General features: G+C 71.6%; 15 protein-coding genes and 1 pseudogene. 5 read left to right on the forward strand and 11 right to left on the reverse strand.

Annotation, left to right across the window (positions count from 1 at the left end):
* Positions 1 to 15: 15 nt before the first annotated feature.
* From FL311_RS45905 to FL311_RS10575, 4 genes and pseudogenes are all read right to left on the reverse strand, one after another.
* Positions 16 to 1,416, reverse strand: a complete 1,401-nt coding sequence (locus FL311_RS45905) for an AMP-binding protein (protein ID WP_194869148.1) — start codon at positions 1,414 to 1,416, stop codon at positions 16 to 18.
* A gap of 76 nt (positions 1,417 to 1,492) precedes the next feature.
* Positions 1,493 to 3,343 (reverse strand): annotated as a pseudogene (locus FL311_RS45910) (condensation domain-containing protein); the annotation flags it as partial.
* A 53-nt stretch (positions 3,344 to 3,396) separates the two neighbouring features.
* Positions 3,397 to 9,519, reverse strand: coding sequence for a type I polyketide synthase (locus tag FL311_RS10570; protein WP_194869149.1), 6,123 nt, complete (start codon positions 9,517 to 9,519; stop codon positions 3,397 to 3,399).
* A gap of 576 nt (positions 9,520 to 10,095) precedes the next feature.
* Positions 10,096 to 10,455, reverse strand: coding sequence for a helix-turn-helix transcriptional regulator (locus FL311_RS10575; RefSeq protein WP_141324828.1), 360 nt, complete (start codon positions 10,453 to 10,455; stop codon positions 10,096 to 10,098).
* A gap of 213 nt (positions 10,456 to 10,668) precedes the next feature.
* On the opposite strand from FL311_RS10575, the gene FL311_RS10580 reads away from it, so the two are divergent.
* Positions 10,669 to 11,661, forward strand: coding sequence for a phosphotransferase enzyme family protein (locus tag FL311_RS10580; RefSeq protein WP_194869150.1), 993 nt, complete (start codon positions 10,669 to 10,671; stop codon positions 11,659 to 11,661).
* 1 nt (position 11,662) lies between these two features.
* Here FL311_RS10580 and FL311_RS10585 read toward each other — a convergent pair whose 3' ends face one another.
* Positions 11,663 to 12,127 (reverse strand): hypothetical protein, encoded by a 465-nt coding sequence (locus FL311_RS10585; RefSeq protein ID WP_141324832.1) that lies wholly within the window; start codon positions 12,125 to 12,127, stop codon positions 11,663 to 11,665.
* A gap of 58 nt (positions 12,128 to 12,185) precedes the next feature.
* On the reverse strand, positions 12,186 to 12,998 hold the full coding sequence (locus FL311_RS10590; protein WP_141324834.1) for an aminoglycoside phosphotransferase family protein: 813 nt from the start codon (positions 12,996 to 12,998) through the stop codon (positions 12,186 to 12,188).
* 89 nt (positions 12,999 to 13,087) lie between these two features.
* Between FL311_RS10590 and FL311_RS10595 the strand changes: the two genes are divergently transcribed.
* The gene (locus tag FL311_RS10595; protein ID WP_141324836.1) at positions 13,088 to 13,513 is read left to right on the forward strand and encodes a PaaI family thioesterase; all 426 of its coding nucleotides are present in this window, start codon (positions 13,088 to 13,090) and stop codon (positions 13,511 to 13,513) included.
* On the opposite strand, the gene FL311_RS10600 is transcribed toward FL311_RS10595, so the two are convergent.
* On the reverse strand, positions 13,502 to 14,038 hold the full coding sequence (locus FL311_RS10600) for a GNAT family N-acetyltransferase (RefSeq protein WP_141324838.1): 537 nt from the start codon (positions 14,036 to 14,038) through the stop codon (positions 13,502 to 13,504). The genes FL311_RS10595 and FL311_RS10600 overlap by 12 nt on opposite strands.
* 74 nt (positions 14,039 to 14,112) lie before the next feature.
* Here FL311_RS10600 and FL311_RS10605 point away from each other — a divergent pair, with 74 nt between their 5' ends.
* On the forward strand, positions 14,113 to 14,538 hold the full coding sequence (locus tag FL311_RS10605; RefSeq protein WP_194869151.1) for an ester cyclase: 426 nt from the start codon (positions 14,113 to 14,115) through the stop codon (positions 14,536 to 14,538).
* A gap of 149 nt (positions 14,539 to 14,687) precedes the next feature.
* Here the strand turns inward: FL311_RS10605 and FL311_RS10610 are convergent, their stop codons facing one another.
* From FL311_RS10610 to FL311_RS10620, 3 genes are all read right to left on the reverse strand, one after another.
* Positions 14,688 to 16,541 carry a M48 family metallopeptidase gene (locus tag FL311_RS10610; RefSeq protein WP_141324842.1) on the reverse strand — a complete coding sequence of 618 codons (1,854 nt, stop codon included), beginning with the start codon at positions 16,539 to 16,541 and terminating at the stop codon, positions 14,688 to 14,690.
* Between the two features lie 121 nt (positions 16,542 to 16,662).
* Positions 16,663 to 17,013 carry a nuclear transport factor 2 family protein gene (locus FL311_RS10615; RefSeq protein WP_194869152.1) on the reverse strand — a complete coding sequence of 117 codons (351 nt, stop codon included), beginning with the start codon at positions 17,011 to 17,013 and terminating at the stop codon, positions 16,663 to 16,665.
* Between the two features lie 114 nt (positions 17,014 to 17,127).
* The gene (locus FL311_RS10620) at positions 17,128 to 18,900 is read right to left on the reverse strand and encodes a S1C family serine protease (RefSeq protein WP_141324846.1); all 1,773 of its coding nucleotides are present in this window, start codon (positions 18,898 to 18,900) and stop codon (positions 17,128 to 17,130) included.
* Between the two features lie 380 nt (positions 18,901 to 19,280).
* On the opposite strand from FL311_RS10620, the gene FL311_RS10625 reads away from it, so the two are divergent.
* Positions 19,281 to 19,538: a hypothetical protein gene (locus FL311_RS10625; protein WP_228556803.1), complete on the forward strand. Its 258-nt coding sequence runs from the start codon at positions 19,281 to 19,283 to the stop codon at positions 19,536 to 19,538.
* A 13-nt stretch (positions 19,539 to 19,551) separates the two neighbouring features.
* Here the strand turns inward: FL311_RS10625 and FL311_RS10630 are convergent, their stop codons facing one another.
* Complete coding sequence (locus FL311_RS10630; RefSeq protein WP_141324848.1) at positions 19,552 to 19,857, reverse strand: hypothetical protein; 306 nt, start codon at positions 19,855 to 19,857, stop codon at positions 19,552 to 19,554.
* A gap of 75 nt (positions 19,858 to 19,932) precedes the next feature.
* Between FL311_RS10630 and FL311_RS10635 the strand changes: the two genes are divergently transcribed.
* Entirely contained in the window at positions 19,933 to 20,823 is an 891-nt protein-coding gene (locus FL311_RS10635) for a sigma-70 family RNA polymerase sigma factor (RefSeq protein WP_141324850.1), read from the forward strand.
* Positions 20,824 to 20,860: the final 37 nt, after the last annotated feature.

Here is a 20,860-nt window from a genome sequence, read left to right on the forward strand (position 1 = left end):
GTGCCTCGGGGTGACTCAGCTCCGACGCGCCTTGCGCGCCCGGAAGAACTGCTCCTGCTTGCGCAGGCGCTCGGCCCGCTCGTCGTTCGACGGCTCGGCCTGCTTCTCGGGACCCCGGTCCAGGTACTCGGCCAGCGCGCGGATGGTCGGGAAGCGGTACAGCTCCGTCATCGGCATCTTCCGGCCCAGCCGCCGCTGCAACGACATGTGGATCTGCGTCAGGTGCAGCGAGCTGCCGCCCACGTCGAAGAAGTTGTCGTCGATGCCGAAGTGCGCGCCGCGCAGCGCGTGCCCCCACAGCTCGTGCAGTGCGCGCTCCAGCTCGCTGCGAGGCGCGACGGGAGGCATCGCGCTCCGGGAGGCCGCGGCCACCGGCGCCGCCAGCGCCTTCTTGTCGATCTTCCCGTTCGGCGTGAGCGGGAACGCGTCCAGGAACACGAAGTGCCCCGGCACCATGAAGCGCGGCAGGCGCTGCTCCAGGAACGCCCGCAGCTCGCGCGGCTCCACCTTCTCCGAGCACACCAGCCACGCCACCAGCTCCATGTCCCGCGAGGGCCCGGGCCTGGCCAGCACCAGCACCTCGCGCGTGGCGGGGTGCTTCGACAGCGCCACCTCGATTTCGCCCAGCTCGATGCGGTAGCCGTTGAGCTTCACCTGGTCATCGCGCCGGCCCAGGTAGTCGAGGTTCCCATCCGCGCGCCACTGCGCCACGTCACCCGTGCGGTACATGCGCCGGCCGGGCATGAACGGGTCCGGCACGAAGCGCTCGGCCGTCAGGTCCGGCCGGTCCAGGTACCCACGCGCCAGGCCGTCCCCCGACAGGCACAGCTCGCCGGGCACGCCCCGGGGCACCAGCCGCAGGTCCTTGTCGAGGATGTAGACGCGCGTGTTCGCCAGCGGCTTGCCGATGAGCACCTTCGGGTCGTCGCCCGGGAAGCGGTAGCAGGTGCTGTACGTCGTGTCCTCGCTGGGGCCGTACAGGTTGCGCACCTGGATGGGCAGGCCCTCCAGCTGGGACATCACGCTCTGCGGGATGGGCTCGCCCGCCATGTTCAGCACGGTGACGTTGCCCAGGTCCGCGCCCGCCGCGAGCAGCTCCTTCACCACGGAGGGCACCGTGTTCACGAGGATGCGCGACTCGCTGTCCAGGTACTCGGAGATCTGCAGGCTGTTGCGCAGCAGGCGGACCCGCCGCCCCACCGACAGCGTGTAGAACATCTCGAAGATGGACAGGTCGAAGCAGTACGACGTGCCGAAGAAAGTGACGTCGAAGTCCGTCGCGCGGAACTCCGTCTGGCACCAGCGCAGGAAGGACACCGCGCTGTGGTGCTCGATGAGCGTCCCCTTGGGCCGGCCCGTGGAACCGGACGTGTAGATGACGTACGCCAGGTCCTCGCAGCCGGGACGGTGCGCCACGTCCTCGTCCGAGTCCCCCCCGCGCGGTGGTGATGTCCACGCACCCCGCGGGCGAGCCCTGGCGCGCCGTCTCCAGGAGCTGCGGCTCGGTGAGCAGGACGCGGCTGCTGCTGTCCTGCAGCAGGTAGCGCACGCGCTCAGGCGGGTACGCCGGGTCGATGGGCACGTAGGCCGCGCCGGACTTGAGGATGCCGAGCGTGCCGATGAGCAGCCACTCGGTGCGGTCCACCATCAGCCCCACCAGCACGTCCGGGCCGGCCCCATGGTGCGCGCGCAGGTAGTGCGCCAGGCGGTTGGCCCGCGCGTTCAGCTCGCGGTACGTCAGGTGCGTGTCCCCCACCGACAGCGCCACGGCGTCCGGCGTGCGGCGCACCTGCTCCTCCACCAGGTCCACCATGGAAGGCCCGTCCACCCAGTCCATGGGCCGGGGGTTCAAGCCCAGCAGCAGCTCCTCGCGCTCGGACGCGGACACCACCTCCAGAGCGTCACACGTGGCCGACGGGCGCTCCACCGCGTCCGCCAGCAGGCACTCGAAGCGCTCCAGCAGCCGCCGCGCGGTCCGCGCCAGGAAGAGGTCCGCGTTGTAGTGCAGCGCCAGCACCAGCCGCTCGCCCAGCTTCAGGCACTCCATGCCCACGTCGAACTGGGCCTCCTGCTGCGGCAGCACGTACGGCGACAGCGTCAGCCCGTGCACCTGGAACGTGCGGCCCTCGTCCACGGACAGGCCGAGCATCGCCAGCGGGTCGCGGTCGCTGACCGGCAGGTAGTTGAACATCACCTGGAAGACCGGCGGGCGCGACGCGTCCCGGGGCCCGCCCAGCTTCGCCACCAGCTGCGGGAACGGGTACGCCTGGTGCTCCAGCGCCTCCAGCACCCGCTTCTGCAGCTCGCGCGCGAAGGCGCCGAAGCCCAGCCCCTCGTCCACCGAGGAGCGCACCACCACGGGGTTGACGGCGTAGCCGACGACCTCCTGCAGCGCCACGTCCTCCGCGGACATGAGCGTGTTGGTGGGCGTCCCCACCAGCACGTCGCGCTGGCCGGTGTGCCGCGACAGCAGCACGTGGAAGCACGCGAGCAGGAAGGTGTACAGCGTCACGCCCTGCTCACGCGCCCGGGCCTCCGCGCGGCGCACCAGCCCCCGGTCCAGCTCGTGGATGACGGTGTCACCGTGGCAGCCCTGCTCCGCGGGCCGGGGCTTGTCCGTGGGCAGCTCCAGCGCGGGAGGCGCTCCCGCCAGGCGCTCCTTCCAGTAGCGCTCCAGCACCTCGCCCCGAGGACCGCCGAGCAGCGCCTGCTCCCACTCCACGAACTGGCGGTACTGCGCGCGAGGCGCCGGCAGGCTCGCCGTGCCCCCGGTGACGAGCTGACCGTAAAGCTCGAGCAGCTCCCGCTGGAGCACCTGCAGCGCCCGCGCGTCGTTGGAGACGTGGTGCTGGGTGAAGACCACCAGGTGCTCGCCGCCGTCCACGCGGGTGACGCTCAGCCGGGCCACCGGCCCCGTCGTCAGGTCGAAGGGCTTGCGCACCTCCTCGATGAGGCGGCGGCGCACCTCCGCCGGGGACACGCCGCGCGAGTCATTCAGGGTGAAGGGGAGCGTGCCCTTCTCCTGGACGCGCTGGAGCAGCCGCCCGTCATCGCTGACGCCGTAGGTGGTGCGCAGCACCTCGTGCCGCTCCACCAGCACCTCGGCCGCGCGGCGCAGGGCCTCCACGTCCAGCGGGCCGTGCACGCGGAAGGAGAACAGCGTGTGGTACGCGTGGTTGTCCGGGTCGGACTGGTGCAGGTGGAACAGCGCGGCCTGGCCGTAGGAGAGGGCGAAGGGCTCCTGCACCGCCGCCACCCGCGGGGCCGCGTCCTGTCGCGCCAAGAGGCGCTTCAGCAGCTGCTTCTTCTCCTCCAGGGACATCGATTCGGTGTCTCGAGACATGACTCGGCTCTCCTCGCCGACGGCGAGCAATGGATTCGGGAGGCTGTGGACGCTCAGGACGCGAGGCGCTCGCGAAGCAGCGAGGCGAGTCTCGCGACGTGAGGCTCCAGACTCATGGTGAGGTGATTGCCTTCCACCTCGTGGATTTCGATGCCGCCTCGGGCCTTCCCAATCCAGCCGTACTCCGGATGGTGGGGGATGAGGTGGTCCCGGACACTGGCCCGGAAGTAGAGGATGCGGGTGTCGACCGGCTGGGCCGCGTAGCGCAGCAGGGCCTCGTTGTGCGCGCGCCACAGGCGCAGGAAGCTGCCGCCGTTCTCCTGGTTCATCCGGACGAAGGCGTCGGACATCTCCGGCGAGAGCTTCTTCACGTAGTCGAGGACGAAGTCGTCCGTCACCGGCTCCGAGTGGCGCACCGTGCCCCCATCATCCGAGGGCGTGTCGAGCATCGCCAGGAGGTCCACGCGCTGGCCCAGCGCCGTCAGCCTGCGGGCCATGTCGAAGGCCACGGTGCCGCCCATGGAGGAGCCGCAGAACAGGTAGGGGCCCTCGGGCTGGAGGCCGCGCACCAGCTCCAGGTAGTGCAGCGCCATGTCCTCGATGCGGGTGTCGGGCGGCACCTCGCCCTCCACGCCGCGCGCCTGGATGCCGTACACCGGCTGCTCCTTGTCCAGGTGACGCACCAGGGGCAGGAAGCCGAACACCGAGCCGCCCGCGGGGTGGATGCAGAACAGCGGCGTGCGTCCGGGCACGCCCCGCTGCAAGCGCACCACGCCAGCGGGCAGCGAGGGCTCGCTCGGCGCCGCCGGAGCGCAGGTCGACGAGGGCCGGGTGGCGGACACCTGCGCGCCAATCTGCGCCGCGGAGGAGTGCTCCAACAGCGCGTTGAGCGACAGCTGCACGTCGAGCCGCTCCCGCAGCCGCGCGCTCAGCTGCACCATCAGGAGCGAGTTGAGGCCCAGGTCGTAGAAGTTGTCGTGGATGCCCACGGCCTCCACGCCCAACAGCTCCGCCAGCGCCTCGCACACCTGCGTCTCCACCTCGTCGCGCGGCGCCACGTAGGCCGTGCGCTGCGCGGGACGCGGCGCCTTCGCGCCCTGCTTCCGGGAGGCGGTGCTCTCGGGGCGCTGGGCGGCGCGGGCCTGGAGGGGCGCGCGGGACACGTAGACGTGCGCGCCCTCGAAGCCCGCGAGGATGCGCGTGAGGGCCTCCACGCCCTCCTGGTTGCTCAGCGCGCCGGGCAGCGTGAGGCGCCCGGGCGCGGCGCCCCCCGGAGTCCCCTCCGCCGTCGGCGCGGAGAACGTCTGGTGCATGTCGTCGAGCCGCTTGAGGGTGAAGCCCTCCACGTCCACCACCACCCCGCCCTGCTCGTCCATCAGGGTGATGTCGAACACGCGCAGCGACGCCGCGTCCTCGGTGTCATGCCGCCACCGCGTGTGCACCCGCACGCGCGCGGGGACGGGCCCGTGCACGGTCAGCCGGCGGTAGGTCAGCGGCAGGAAGAGCCCCTGGGCCGCCGCGCCCGCCGTGCCCTTCTCGCGCAGCTCCAGGAGCCGCGAGTACCCCGTCACCACGTCGAGCAGCGCGGGGTGGAACCGGTAGACGCCCAGCTCCTCCCGGTACGCCTCCGACAGCGAGAAGGTCGCCAGCAGCTCCCGCCCGCCGAAGAACAGCCGCGAGTCCACCGTCGTCCAGCGCGGGCCGAAGAAGATGTGGTGCTCGTCGGCGTCCCCCATCAGCGACTGCGCGGACTCCAGGGCATCGGTGCACCGAGACTCCGCCTGCGCCAGCGGGTGGGCCCGAGCGGCGCCCTCCGTCCAGCGCGCGGTGCCCAGCACGTGCTCCTGCCACACGTCCTCGCGCGAAGAGGCGGGACGGCTCTGGACGCGGAAGCGAAGGCGCTCGCCCGAAGGACTCAGCACCAGCCGCACCTCGCGGCGCTCTCCCGGCATCACCGTGAGCGGCGTCACGAAGACGACGTCGCTCAGCTCCACCGCCATGCCCGGCCGCTCCGCCGTCAGCGCGGAGACGACCATCTCCAGGTAGCCCGTGCCGGGCATCAATGGCTGACCGAGCACCCGGTGCTCATCGAGCACCCACTGCAGCTCGGGCGCCATCACCTGCGTGTAGACGAGGTCCTCGCCCTCCACGCGGCGCATGCCCAGCAGCGGGTGCCCCGGCAGCAGGCCCCGCGTCGAACGGGCGCCCGCGCCGCGCAGCGCCGCCACGGCCATGCCCGCCTCGCCCCACGTGTCCCAGCCGACGGACACGGCGCGCAGCCCCGTCGAGCGCAGCAGGTGGGCGTAGCCATCCAGGAAGGCGTTCGCGGCCGCGTAGGCCACCTGTCCCGGCTCGCCGCGCAGGCTCGTCACCGAGGAGCACAGGACGAAGGTGTCCGGAGGGTCCGCCGCCAACAGCCGCCCCAGGTGCAGCGCCCCGAGCACCTTCGGCCGGAGCACGGCCTCCACCTGCTCACGCGTCTGGAGCTGGAGCGCGCCGCCCCCCGGCACGCCCGCCGCGTGGAGGACGCCCTCGATGCGACCGAAGCACTCCCGCGCCCTCGCCAGCGCCGAGGCGAGCTGGGCCTCGTCGCCCACGTCCACCGCCAGGGGCAGCACCTCGGCCCCCAGCCGCTCCAGGGCCTCGAGCTTCTCCAGCCGCTCACGGTCCTCACCGTGGAGCTCCCCTGAGTCCCGCCGGGGCACCGAGCGCCCCAGCAGCACCAACCGGGCCTGCCGCGTGCGCGCCAGGTGCTCGGCGAAGACGAGCCCCATGCCGCCGAGCCCACCGGTGATGAGCCACGTGCGCCCGGGGAGCGGCGACTCCGCTCCGGAGACCTCCGTCGCCGGCAACGCCACGGGCGAGACGCGCGGCCCCCAGCGCTGCGCACCACGCAGGGCCACCACGCCCGCCGTCTCCTCGGCGGAGAGCTCGTCCACCAACGCCCGCGCCAGGCCCTCCGAGGGTGTCGCGGGCACATCCACCAGCCGGCACGTCAGCCCCGGCACCTCCAGCGAGATGCCCCGGCACGCGCCCAGCAGCGTCGCCTTCTCCGGCCGCTCGCGCTCACCCTCCACCACCGCGTGGACCCCGTCGGCCACGGCCACCAACGCCACGGGCCGTCCACCGCCGCGCTCACCGAGCGCCTGCGCCAGCCACAACAGGCTGTAGAGCCCCCGCTCCTGTGCGTGCCCCAGCGTCGAGGGCGTGAGGGAGGCCTCCGAGGGCCCCGTCACGCTCCAGGCATGCACCACGCGGTCCGGGAGCCGGCCTTCCTTCGCCAGCGCCTCCACCAAGCGCTGGTGGTCCTCGCGGCTGCCGGGGCGCAGGCGATAGAGCCCATCCTCCCGCCGCTCGAACACGTCCCCCGACTCCACGCGCGTGACGAGGGCCGCCGCGACGCCCAGCTTCGCGAGCGCCTCCCGCGCCAGCTCCGAGTCGTCCAGGAACCAGAGCCACCGCTCCCCCTCGACGCGAGCGCGCGGCGACGGACGCGGCAGCGGGGCCCACGTGGTGACGTGGAACAGGCCCTCGTGCGCATCGCGCGCGGCGGCGACGGGCGCCTCGGTGGGAGCCTCCACCCAGTGGCGCTGACGCTCGAAGGGATAGGTCGGCAGGTGGACGCGGCGACGAGGCGCCTCGCGCCACAGGGCCGCGAGGTCCAGCGCGCCACCGGCCTCCCACAGCCGCCCCAGCGTCTCCAGCAGCACCCGGCCGTCATGGGCCGCGGCCTTCGGGTGGCGCATCGTCGACAGGATGGTGGCCGTGGCGCCCTTCTCGGGGAGCATCCGCGCCAGCGCGCCGAGCCCGTTGCCCGGCCCCACCTCCAGCAACACGCGCTCCTCGCGCAAGAGCGTGCCCACGCCCCGGGCGAACTCCACCGCCTCGCGCATGTGGCGCACCCAGTAGTCGGGCGACGTGGCCTCCGCGGGGGTGATGAAGCGCCCGGTGAGGTTGGAGACGAACGGGATGCGCGGCGCGGACAGCGTCACCTGCTCCACCACCCGGCGGAACGCCCCCAGCGCGTCATCCACCATGTACGAGTGGAACGCGTGCGAGGTGCGCAGCGCGCGCGCCTGGACGCCCCGGCCCGACAGCGTCGCCGCCAGCGCGTCCACCGCCTCGGGATGACCCGCCACCACGCAGGAGGCCGGGCCGTTCACCGCGGCCAGCGACAGCCGCTCGTTCAGCAGGCTCCGCACCTCCTCGCGAGGCAGCGGCACCGAGAGCATCTTCCCCGGCGGCAGCGCCTGCATCAGCTTGCCGCGCAGCGCGATGAGCCGCAGCCCGTCCTCCAGCGGGAAGACGCCCGCGAGGCACGCGGCCACCCACTCCCCCACGCTGTGGCCGAGCATCGCCGAGGGCTCCACGCCCCGGGACATGAGCAGCCGCGCCAGCGCGTACTCGACGACGAAGAGCGAGGGCTGCGTCAGCTCCGTGCGCGCCAGCCGCTCCGTCGCCGCGTCGCTGGCCTCCGCGTGGAGCACCTCGCGCAGATCCAGCCCCAGGTGCGGCCGGAGCAGCGCCGCGCAGCGGTCCACCGTGTCGCGGTACTCGGGCTCCGTCTCGTACAGCCCGCGCCCCATGGACGCGTACTGCGAGCCCTGCCCCGGGAACAGGAACGCCACCGGCGTCTGTCGGGCCGCCACCGGCTCCACCGGCGGCCTCGCCTCCAGCGCCCCGGCCGCCTGGGCCACGTCCGCCGCGACCAGCGAGGCGCGGTACGGCAGGAGCTTGCGTCCCATCGCCAGCGTGAAGGCCACGTCCCCCAGGTCCACCGAGGGCTCCCGACGCAGGTGCCCGGCCAGCCGCAGCCGGGCGCGCTCCAGCGCCTCGGGCGTCCGCGCGGACAACACCAGCAACTGCTCGCCCTGGCTCGCCGGCAGGGACTCCTGCGCCGGAGCCTCCTCCAGCACCACGTGGGCGTTGGTGCCGCCAATGCCGAACGCGCTCACGCCGGCGCGCCGGGGCGCGCCCAGCTCGGGCCAGGGCGTGGGCTGGGTGACGACGCGGAAGTTGCCCGACTCCAGGTCCAGGTGCGGGTTGGGCTTCTCGAAGTGCAGCGACGGAGGGATGGCGCCGTGGCGCAGCGAGAGCGCCACCTTCATCAACCCGGCGACCCCCGCCGCCGCGTCGGTGTGGCCCAGGTTCGACTTCACCGAGCCCAACAGGAACGGCGTCTCTCGGGGCCCCTCCGGGGCGAAGGCCCGCGTCAGCGCGGCGACCTCGATGGGGTCCCCCATGGGCGTGGCGGTGCCGTGCGCCTCCACGTACGCCACGCTCGCGGGGTCCACGTCCGCCAGCGTGTACGCGGTGCGAATCACCTCCGCCTGCGAGTCCACGCTCGGCGCGGTGTAGCCCACCTTCGAGGCGCCATCGTTGTTGACGGCGCTGCCCTTGATGACCGCGTAGATGGCGTCGCCGTCCCGCACGGCGTCCTCCAGCCGCTTGAGCACCACACAGCCCACGCCGTGGCTGAAGACGGTGCCGCCCGCCCGCGCGTCGAACGTCCGCGTGGCGCCGTCCTTGGACAGGATGAAGTTCGGGTTGTGCAGGTAGCCGGTGCGCAAGGGCAGCGTGACGGCCGCCCCGCCCGCGAGCGCCATGTCCGACTCGAAGCTCAACAGGCTCTGACACGCCAGGTGCACGGCCACCAGCGACGTGGAGCACGCCGTCTGCACCGTGAGGCTCGGACCCCGCAGGTTCAACTTGTAGGAGACCCGCGTGGACAGGAAGTCCTTGTCGTTGGAGATGAAGGCCGCGAAGAACTCCTCGAGAGGCACCGGCACGCCAGGACGCGCCAGGTGCGTATAGAGGTAGCTGTTGAGCCCCACCCCACCGAAGACGCCCACCGGCATCCCCGTCAGACGGGTCGGGTCATAGCCCGCGTCCTCGAACGCGGCCCAGGCGCTCTCCAGGAACACCCGCTGCTGCGGGTCCAGCAGCTGCGCCTCCCTCGGGCTGAAGTCGAAGAAGCCCGCGTCGAAGCAGTCCGCGTCCGCGATGACGCCCTTGGCGCGCACGTAGGCCGGATTGCGCAACACCTCCGCCGGCACGCCCGCGGCCAACAACTCCTCATCGCGAAACCGCGAGATGGAGTCGACTCCACCGATGAGATTCTCCCACAGTTGAAGAGCGCTCTCTGCCCCCGGAAAGCGCCCTGCCATGCCAATCAAGGCAATGCCTTGCAACTCCTGGCCCCCTGTATCCATCGACTTCAGCCCCTGATGAAGCGCGTGTTCCCCAAACACACAGTAGCATGTCCTATTCGGATTCAAATCATGCTTTCAGATCTTCCAGTGACAGCGGATTGGGCGAATCTTCCGAAGGAATCAGGGAGTCCTCGTTGCGAGAAATTCACGCATGAATTCCGCGCCACCCTGAACGCACGAGGGCCCTTTTCTTCCTCAGGACCCCCTGAGATTTCCCGCGAGCACCCGCTCGCCCCCCTCGAGGGCGACACCATGCAACGCCCCTCTGACAAGCCCCCGTGGACGGGACGCTCCAGGTGGGTCCGGCGAGCCATCCCGGAGGGCTCGAACCGAGCCATTCTGGAGCAGCTCCAGCGCTGTAGCCTCGCAAGCTACAACTGACTCTCGACCTCCGATTGGATGTGATTGCGCATGAGCAGTATTTGGCGGGCAGGCAACAAGGCGCCGCGAAAGGCCACGTCTGTTCCTGACCTGGAGTCATGACTCAGGCCGAGCGAGGCCGCGCTCGAGGGGGGAAGCGCTTGTGGACGACGGGCGTGTTCATCTCTTCCTCCGGGGTGGGGTGGGGGCTGCGTTCTCTTCGGGCTCCTCCAGCAGTGCTCCCAGGGCGTCCAGGCGCTGCTCCCAGCGGGAGCGGTGGCTCTTGAACCAGTCCTCCGCGGAGGCCAGCGCCGAGGGCACCAGCTCCACGGAGCGGACCCGGCCCACCTTGGCGGTACGCACCAGCCCGCTCGACTCCAACAACTGGATGTGCTGGCCGACGGCCGACAACGACATGGCGAACGGCGCCGCCAGCTCGCTGACCGACACCGGCCCCGACGTGAGGCGCTCGACCATCGCGCGCCGTGTCGGGTCCGCCAGCGCGTGGAAGACCTGGTCCAGGGACGAATGCTGAAGCATTTACTTTACCATCAAGCCCGCCGGCCGGGACAGTCAAGCAACTGCTTCAGTATCCTGAAGAGGGCGTCCCGCGGGAGCCGGCTGCCGGCGGGTGCCCAGGCGGGCTGGAAAAGTCCGCGCGCGGGCCGTCCCCTCCCCTGTCCACGGGCGTGCTGATGAACACTGGTTGCGATGAGGGCACGGCCGCTCGCGGGGCTTTGCGACACTCGTCCGATGACCGCCTGGCCCGACGAGGAACGCTGCGCCCGGGTGCTCCACGAGCACCACGGCCTGGAAATCTCGGCGCTCGAGCCGCTCACGGCGGGCCTGGATTCGGACGCGCGGGTGCTGAAGGTCACCACCCGGCGGGGCGCGCCCTGGCTCCTCAAGCTGCGGCGGAGGTGGTCGGACGCGCGGCTCCGACTGGCGTGGCATCTGCACCATCGGGAAGGCGTGCGGGAGGTCTCCGCCCCCATGTCCTCGCTGAGCGGGGAGCTCGCGCCGCGCGCCGAGGACGTGGCCTGGACGCTCTACCCCTTCATCGACGCGCCGAGCGGCTTCGAGCGGCCGCCCACCACCAAGCACTGGGAGCGCCTGGGCCAGGCCCTGCGGCGCGTCCACGAGGCGCGCCTGCCGCCGGAGCTGCTCGCGGCGCTCCCGGAGCCGGACGCCCCGCCGCTCGAGGCCGCGCGGGCCCGGCACGAGGCGATGCTCCGCGGTGCGCTCACCACGGCCACCACGGCGCCCCTGGTCGACGCGTGGACCCGACACGCGGGCCGCATCACGACGGTGCTCCAGCGCGCGGCCGTGCTCGCGGGGAGTGTCCGCGGCTCCGCGGAGCAGGCCGTGCCGTGCCACGCGGACCTGCACGCGGGCAACCTGCTCGTGGGCGATGACGCGCTCACCGTCGTCGACTGGGACTCCGCGACGCGAGGGCCCCGGGAGGTGGACCTCATGTTCATCGGCGCGGGTGTGGGAGGGATTGGCACCCGCGACGAGGAGGTGGCCGCGTTCATGGCCGGCTACGGGGACGTCCCGGTGGACCGGCGGCGGCTGTGTGCCTGTCGCCACGAGCGAATCGTCGTCGACCTGCTGGAGCTGAGCGACCTGCTCCTCGGCGAAGGCGGCGACGCGTCCGAGCGGGCGCGCTGGCTGGGGTACTTCACCGCGCAGTTCGACGAGGGCAACGTCGTCGCCAGGGCCGAGCGGTCCTGGGCGACGCTGTGAATCAGAGCGGCGCGGCGGCGCCCGCGGTGTCCGCGGCGGGGCTCGAGTCCTCGGTCACCGCCGAGTTCAACACCCAGTTGACGCCGTATGTCCTTCCCAGGGCCCTGTAGGTGGCGCGCTTGCCACAGCCCGTGACGCCCGCGGTGACGTCGTCGATTCTCGTGGCGCTGAGCTGCGAGCGGGGACAGCCCAGGTCGAACTCCGCGCGGGCCCGCACGTCGGGAACCCAGCCGCACTGCCCGACGCGGCAGCGCAGCTCGTAGACGCCCTCCGCGTTGCAGCCGGACATCTGGTACTGGTTCTCCCCGAGGTAGGTGGGCGTGAGCTCCTCGGCGCACTTCAGGTCCTTCGCCGCGAGCTTCTCCAGGTTCGCGTAGCGCTTCGCGTTCAGGGACGGCCCCATCTGGGCGAAGTCCACCTTGGGGTGGCTGCGACGCCCGCCGCAGCCGGACGCCAGGACCGCCATGCCCATACCCGCCAACAACCACCGTGAGAGGTTCATGGCGCAATGACATACCACGCCGTCAACGCCCCAGCGCGGCCGCCGCCAGCGCCGCGACGCGCAGGTCCACGGTCGCGTCCGCTCCCTCCTCCACCAGCCAGGCCGCGGACAGCCCCGTCCACGCGAGCACCCAGCGCAGCAGGAGCCCGCGCTCCATCCCCGAGGCCTCGGACACCACCTGGACGCGGCGCTGGAAGACCTCCGGGCGCACCGCCAGGGGCAGCTCGGGGTTGGCCATGTCCGGGTTGGTGAAGATGTTGGCGAAGTCGAAGCCCGGCGCGCCCACCAGCCGCTTCGGGTCGATGGCCAGCCACCCTCGCGCGCCGAAGTCCAGGACGTTGTCGTGGTGCAGGTCCCCGTGCAGCACGACGGCGGGCGCCGGTGTCGCGAGCACCTCGCGCGCGGCCTGGGCCGAGCGGGTGAACACGCCCCCGTGCGTGGCGGCGGCGAGCGCCAGGGGCTCGAACCAGCGCGGCAGCGAAATCAGGTCCTCGGGCGGCGGCGCCGGGCGCGGCGCGTGCAGCCTGTCCGCGACGGCGCAGAGGATGCGGCACGCCTCGTCATCCTGACCTCCCCGCGCCATCTCGGTGAGAGAGCGGGTGCCCTCCGCGCGCTCCAGCAGCAGGGCGTGGTCCTCCGCCGCGAGCACGCGCGCGGCGCCGTCTCCCGCCCACCACGTCATCACCCGGGCGCCCTGCTGCTCCTCTGCGTCCAGCGCGAGCTTGAGCATCGCGGGCGCGTCCTGTCGGCGTACCGGGAGCAGCCGCGCACCCGGGGTGATGATGGGCGCGCCATCCGGTGTCAGGGACCAGCGGCTCAGGAATTCGTCGAACATGGGGCAAGCATAAGGCCCCGTGCGGCACGCGCCGTGCGTCCACGTCAGCACCGCTACTTCCGCGCGCGGGTTTCGCTCACACTCGCGACATGGCGACCCTGCGTGAGCTGTCGGACTTCATCACCGCCGAATTCCCCCAGACGCGCGTGCGAATCCTGGAAGTGGGCCACCGGAGCGCCACCGTCGCGCACGAGGTGGGCCCCGGAGAGCTGCGGCCCGGCGGCACGGTGTCGGGCCCGGTGCTGATGGCCACCGCGGACGTGGCGCTCTACGTGGCCCTGCTGGGCGAGATTGGCCTCGTCCCGCTCGCGGTGACGACGAGCCTGAGCTTCAACTTCATGCGCAAGCCGTCCGCGGACCGCCGCATCATCGGCGTGTGCACGTTGCTCAAGGTGGGGCGGAGCCTCGCGGTGGGCGAGGTGTCGCTGTACTCGGAGGGCCTCCCGGAGCCCGTGGCCCACGCGGTGGGGACGTATGCCATTCCCCCCGGCGCGCACGGTGGCTCAAGGCCCTGAGGGGCGCAGGCGCGCGTAGAGCGCCTGGTCGTGCACGACGCCGTCCTTGACGGCGCCGCGCCGCAGCACGCCCTCGCGCTGGAAGCCCGCCTTCTCCAGCACCCGGCAGGACGCCGCGTTGTCGGCGAAGGGCAGCGCGAAGAGGCGAAGGAGGTCCGTGTTCGCGAAGGTCCAGGCGCAGAAGGCGTCGAGCCCCGCGCTGACGATTCCCCGGCCCCACAGCGAGCGGCCGAGCCAGTACCCCACCTCCGCGGAATGGCGCTGGATGTCGGTGCCGGGAATCATCCCCATGGAGCCCACGGCCTCTCCGGCCACCTCGATGGCGAAGTCACGAGGCGGGGACACCGCGCCCGCGTAGCCCACCCAGCGCGCCGCGTCCTGGGCGGTGTAGGGGTGGGGAAACCGGTCGCGCAGGTTGCGCCACACCTCGCGGTCGTTGGCGTGATGGACCAGGGAGGCCTCGTCCCCGCGCCGCCAGGGACGCAGGACACAGGGGCCACAGTCGATGCGGAATGGAGGGGTCATCGGACGGAGCATGCCACGCGGCCGATGTCCGAATCGTTCAAGACGCGCGGCGGATAGGTGCCCATCTTCAGCCCATGAACCTCACCGCCAAGGACGCCGCGCGCAGGCTCTATCGCCGACTCGAAGAGGCCATCCACTCCGGCGACTTCGACGTCGTCGATGACGTCATCCAGCAGGACGCCGTCGACCACCATCCGGACCCGGACATGGCGCCGGGGCGCGAGGGCATCAAGCAGGGCTTCGCCGGCCTGCGGGCCGCGTTCCCGGACATCCGCTTCGAGCTCGAGGACCTGGTCGCCGAGGGGGACAAGGTCGCCTGTCGAATCACCGCCCGGGCCACCCACCGGGGGCCTTTCATGGGCTTCGCCGCGACAGGGCTGCCGGTGAGCTACACGCTGCTGGACCTGCTGCGCTTCTCCCCCGAGGGGAGGTTGGTCGAGCGCTGGGGGCTGATGGAGGAGGGGCACCTGCGCCAGCAACTCGCCCGTCCTCCGCGCTGAAGTCGCCGCGCTGCGAAGGTGGCGGAGCCGCCAGGTTCACGAGCTTCGAGCCCCCGCATCGCGGCCCGCGGACATCGAGGCCGCGATGGGACGAAAATCCCTCTCCGGAACTGACACCCTGGCGCCGCGACGGCGGGCGCCCTGGGACCTCACGCCGCGTCGCGCTCGGCGCTCTGTTGGTGGTCCTTGCTGGCGCGGTGGCGGCCCAGGTAGTGACCGAACGCGGCGAGCAGGGCCTCCGAGTCCTTCAGCTTGTTCAAGCAGATGGACACCTTGCCCTGCGTGGCCCCCGTCCCGTTTAGGAGCAGGTCCAGGTACTTCTTGAACATGCGGTCCTCGGTGGTCGCCGTCGTCACCTCGTTCAGGTGCACCGGCGCCGCCCACTCCTCGCAGTACACCTCCGCGAACGTCAGCCGGACCTCGTGGCCCTCCTCCTTCGCCTCGAACGTCATCGGCGGGAAGTACCGCTCCACGTGCTCCCGCTCCTCGTCGTTGGACGGCGCGTACCGGTACGCCAGCGCCACGTCATGCGCCTTCGAGAAGCGCGACTCGTACGCCCGCCACAGCCGCGCCTCGATGCCGTCCGCGTCCTCGAACGCCTCCGCCCACGAGGACGTCACCGGCTCCACCAGCATCTGCCCCATGTCCTCCGGCGACAGCTTCACGCCCACGTTCTCCAGCCGCGCCGACAGCGGCGGATGCGAGTCGAACGGGTGCGGCGTCACCGAGCCATTCAAATCGCCCTGCAGCGCCTCCGACTGCGCGTACTCCGCGAAGCCATGCGCCACCCGCTGCGCGATGGCCACACTCTGGTGCTGCTCGTCACGGTTGAACAGCGCCGCCTCCACGCGGTCCCGGAAGTTGGCGTACGCGACCACCTTCACCAGCGAGTGCGCCACGTCCCGCCCCGAGGTGACGCTCGCCGCGAGCCGGTCCGCCGCGAACTCACTGGCGCGCCGGCTGCGCCCCAACGACAGCTCGAACAGCCCCCGATAGGACAGCATGAAGTAGTAGACCGGCTTGGTCAGCCCACCCTCGTGGAGCGCCTCCAGGTACTGGCCGAACCGCGCCAGCATCGGCGCCAGCCGCTTGCCGTGGCCCGTGTCTCCGCCCAGCAGGTGCCCCATCTCGTGCGCCAGCACCGCCTCCGCCTCGCGCCGCTCCAGCTGCCGCAGCAGCGACAGGCTCACGAACAGCGTGCGCCCACGCAGCGTCCGCTCTCCCACGCGGATGTCGCCCTCGGTGACGAAGAAGTTCGCGTCGATGCCCGCCAGCAGGTGGTCCGGCGGCGGCGTCTGCAGCCGCTGACACAGCTTGCGCACGTGCGCCCAGAGCTCCGGCGCCTTCGACTCCTCGACGACCTCCGCCTCCACCTCGAAGTCCATCGGCGGACGCTTGAAGATGGCCACCACCACCAGGAACGCCGCACCCGCCGCCATCAGCCCCACCGCCAGGATGAGCTTCACCGAGTAGCGCTGCGTCAGCACCGCCGTCACCCAGTACGACAGCCACACCGCCAGCGCCCCCTGGCCGATGACCTGGAGCGCGGTCGCGATGCGCAGCAGGTTCCAGCCCACCACGAAGCTCAGGTACTGGATGGGCCGGGAGATGAACGCCGCCAGCCCGCACATCAGCGCAATCAACGCGGAGGCGAGCCCCAACAACACCAGCCCCAACGCCCCGCGGTACGCCCAGCCGAACTGCATCGCGTCCGCGCAACCGTCACCGAAGCTCGCGCGAAACCCCGCCCGCTCCTCGTCCGTGCTCATGCACGCCTCCACCGCGGAGAAGGTGCTGTACGCCTCCAACACCTCCTTGCGCTGGACCTCGTCGAGCTCCCGGTCCTGCATCACCTGCTGCGAGATGGCGGAGCGGATGCGCTCGTCGAACCAGTTGCTGGCGTAGCCCGTGAACCAGAGCCCGAACACGGGAAGGGCGAACAACAGGAGCGCGGGCAATACATAACCGCGCAGGACACCGGAGGCGGAAGAGGTCGTGGCCATGGTCTGTGGGAATCACGGCCCTTATCCCACGGATGGGTTCCCGCAAACCATGGCCCCCCGGGGCCCCGGAAGACAGCCACCGGGGATTCCCGAGGAAATCCCTTCCTGCGGGACCTCCGGGTCAACGCTTCTCGAGAATCGAGCGTGGATCAAACGTGACGCGGATGTGGGTGATGCGTCCCTCCTCCACGTGGCACCAGTTGGCCACGGGCGTGGGCGCTCCGTCGTACGGATGAATCTCGAACCAGGTCAGCACCTCCGGGCCGTCCACGAAGCGGTGCAGCACGCGCATGCGGGGGGACACCTTCCACATGCCGTTGACGAGCCCCTTCACACAGGCCTCGGCGCCCTCCGCCGTGCCGAGCGCGCCGACGAAGCGCACCTCGGAGGCGAGCGTCCCACGCAGCTTCGCCTCGTCCTTCGTCGTCCAGGCCTCGAAGTACGCCTCCACCACCTCCACGGGACTCTCCACGCTCCACCTCCTGGAATGGCCGACACGTCGATGTGTCGGAGTCACCGTATTCATGGTCCTCGGCGCCGACAGCCCTGTGTCAGGTTTCCGCGGCCCCCCGCGCGGAGCGGCGCGCTACCGCCGCCATTCCGCGGGCACGTTCTTCTCGGTGGCGTAGCGCTCCAGCTCGGAGAGCTGCTGGCTCGCCAGCTTCAGCTCCGCCTCCACCTCCTGCTGGCGCCGGGCCACGGGCTTGCCCGAGGCCTCGTCCCGCCGCAGGCGCGTGCGCTCCTCCTCGAAGCGGGCGACGCGCGCCCGGGCCTTGCCGAAGGACGTGCGCCACCGCTCCTCCTCCTCGCGCGACTGCGTCCCCACCAGCCGCTGCTTGAAGCGCTCGCGCTCCCAGCGCTGGATGCCCGTGGGGTTGCGGTTCCACGTGTCGCGGGCGTCCCGCACGTCCTTGAGCGACACCTCGATGCGCTCCAGGTTCTCACCGCTGCCCTGCCCCGCCTTCAGCGACGCCGTGCCCGTCGCGGGCAGCGCGCACGTCTCCACGGGCAGCCGCGCGCCTCCGACGTGGATGCCCCGGGTGAGCCCCTTCGAGAGGAACCAGCGCAACCGCCGCGAGTCCTCCTGCGCCGCCAGGGACTGGCTCAGCGGCCGCCAGTCCTCGAACTCCAGGTCCAACGTGCACGTCTTCCCCTCCGCCTCCAGCTCCATGCGGCGCTTGAGCGACGTGGGCGGCGAGTCGAACCGCTCGAGCACCAGCACCACGAGCCCCAGCCCGTCGACCCGCTGCACGGAGAGGAGCACCTGCTGCTCGGTGTCCAGCTGGAAGCGCTGCGCCTCGCGCGCCTCGTCGCGAGCGACCCGCTCGAGCAACTGCTTCCAGCGCTCCGTGGACTCGGGCGTGGTGGGCACCGGGACGAGCTTGCTCGCGTAGGCGATGGGCAGCGCCAGCCCCAGGCCATCCGAGTTCTCGATCTTCATCGAGACGACGCCCACCACCTCGCCCTGTCCGTTCAGCAGCGGCCCACCGCTGTTGCCCGGGTTCACCGAGGCGTTGAACTGCACGTAGCCCGTCCCCAGGTAATGGCGGCCCACGTAGCCCACCTTCCCCTCGTGCACGGTGAAGTCCAGCCCCTGGGGGCTGCCGATGAAGACGAGCGGGTCTCCTGGCTCCAGGCGCGTGACGTCGCCCAGCGGCAGCGGCGTGGCCTTCGCGCCCACGACCCGGACGGTGGCGAGGTCCAGGTCCACGTCGCTGGCCACCGTCTCGCCGAGCAGCTCGCGCCCATCCGCGAGCACCGCCGTCATCATCTTGCCCGGCGGGCACACCACGTGCTCGTTGGTCAGCACCAGCTCCGGCTCCACGAAGAAGCCGGAGCCCGTCTTGCTCCCACACCGCAAGGTCAGGGTGCTCGGCCCCGCGCGGCGGGAGATCTCCGCGGTGGAGAGGGCCACGGGTCCAGGGGCCTTGTCGCCCGGAGGCGCTTCACCCGAGGCGAGGGACAGGACCTCCGAGCGCGCCTGCGCGAAGCGTGGAGAGCGAGCCACCCACACGCCCACCGCGACTGCGACCAGGAGCAGCACGCCGAGGAGCGCTCGGCGACCGCCCCTCGCGGGCTCCTCGGAGAGGACCGCCACCTCCACGAAGGGGCGCAGCTCCGCGCGGGCGCCCTGGGCGCGAAGCACCGTCAGGAGCTTCTCCGCGAAGGCGCGGAAGACACCGTGGGCCAGGGGCGCGCCCGCCCTGGCGAGCAGGCTTCGCGCCTCGGAGAACGAGGGAGCAGGCGGGCCCAGTTGCGAGATGGCCCGGGCCAGCGCGAAGCGCGTCCGTTCGTCCACCACCGCGTCCCGCAACACCACATCGACCCGGAGGCTGGCGCCGCACACACATCGCGCCACGTTCCCCGCATCCGGCGCACCACACCGGAGGCACCTCAACTCGACCGACTCCGACATTCCCGCGCTCCCCCAGCCACAGCCCGTGGCTCCTGGCGCGCGTGCGTCCTCCGCGAGGTCGACGGCGCTCGTCCATCATGCCTCCGAACGCGCGCGACGTCGCGTCCATGCGCGTCCTCGCCGGAGGCCCCTCGCATGCTCGAGAAACCTGGGCTCGTGTGGGGACAGGGCTTCAGGAAGCTTCCGTTCGTGGCGAGCCTCCCGCCCGCTCGAACCCTGGAGGGACACAGCGTGATTGACCCCACGGGAATCGGCGTCGCGGATGTCGAACTCTCGGCCTGCGGCGGGTCGAACAGCTCGCGGAGGACGGACAGACCGTCGGCGTGGGCTACGGCATCACGTATCCCATCTTCTGGATCGACCGCTTCCACCCGCACGGCGTGCGACAGCACACCGCCTTCGCGGCGCGCAGTCGCGCGGAGGTGGACGCCTTCCACGCGGCGGCCGTGCGAGCGGGCGGCATCGACAACGGCCCGCCGGGGCTGCGCGACTCCGCCCAGGGCCATCCCGCGGGCGACTACGCGGCCTTCGTGTTGGACCCCGATGGCAACAACATGGAACCCCTCTATCAGGAACGCTGAGCGCGCCTCGGCATCAGCGCGCGAAGCCGTGGGAGCCGAGCTTCACCCAGGGCTGGGGCGTCGGGGCGTCTCCGAGCGCATGTTTCGCCACGGTGGCCTGCAGGGCGCGGGCCTCCGGGACGCCGAACAGGGGGTTCTCGGCGCCCTCTTCCAGTTCCAGCAGCGCGAAGAACTCGCGGCCCTCGGGATGATGGAAGTACGCGTACCGCAGCCCCGGAAGCCGCTTCGCCTCCAGGGCCGCGAAGGCCGCCTGGACCGCGGCCAGCACCTCGGAGACACCTTCCTCCTTCACCTTGTATCGGACCATCAGCGTCGGCATATTCAGCTCCTCGTCGCGTTCGTGCCGTTCATCGCTTCCACCGTGTTGATGAACCACGACCTCGAAAGGTGACCGGTGGGAATTTCCGCTGAATTTTCCGCGACCTTCGAGCGCGCCCGGAGTCGTCTGCGCGCGGTGGCCTTCCGCATGCTCGGCACCGCGGAGGAGGCGGATGATGCCGTGCAGGAGTGCTGGCTGCGCGCCAGCCGGGTCGACACGCGCGCGATCGCCAATCCCGATGGATGGTGGACCACGGTCCTCAGTCGCGTCTGTCTGGAGATGCTGCGCGCGCGCCAGCACCGAGGCGAGACGCCAGCGGACACGGAGCTGCTCGAGGAGTCCTTCGCCCAGGGCGAGACGCCGAGCCTGGAGGACGAGGCGGTGCGAGCCGAGTCCGTGGGGCTCGCGCTCCTGGTGGTGCTCGAGACGCTGGGCCCCGCCGAGCGCATCGCCTTCGTGCTGCATGACCTGTTCGGCCTGCCCTTCGAGGACATCGCCACCATCGTGGAGCGCTCGCCCGTCGCCGCGAAGAAGCTGGCGAGCCGTGCCCGGCACCGCGTGCGAGGCAGGGCCCTGGGCTCCCCAGCGGAGCTCGACCATCACCGTCAGGTCATCGAGGCGTTCCTCGCCGCCTCGCGCGCCGGTGACCTGGACGCGCTCCTCGCGGTGCTGGCACCCGACGTCGTCCGTCGCGCGGATGCGGGAGCGCTACGGCCCGCGACACCGACCGAGGTGCGCGGTGCCCGCCGCGTGGCCGAGGAGACCCTCACCAACACGGGTCGGGCGCGCTTCGCCCGGGTCGCGCTCATCGATGGCAAGCCCGGCATCGTCGTCGCTCCACGGGGACGGCTGCGGCTGGTCCTCGAAGTCGACATCGCGGGAGACCGCGTCGCCGCGTTCAACGTCATCAGCGAGCAGGCGCACCTGCGCAGGTTGCACATCACCCTGCTCGCGCCTGGTTCCTGAGATGCCGCGTTGGAGGTCGGCTGAAGCTGTGCACGCG

The organism is Myxococcus sp. AB025B, from assembly GCF_006518215.1.
GTDB lineage: Bacteria > Myxococcota > Myxococcia > Myxococcales > Myxococcaceae > Myxococcus > Myxococcus fulvus.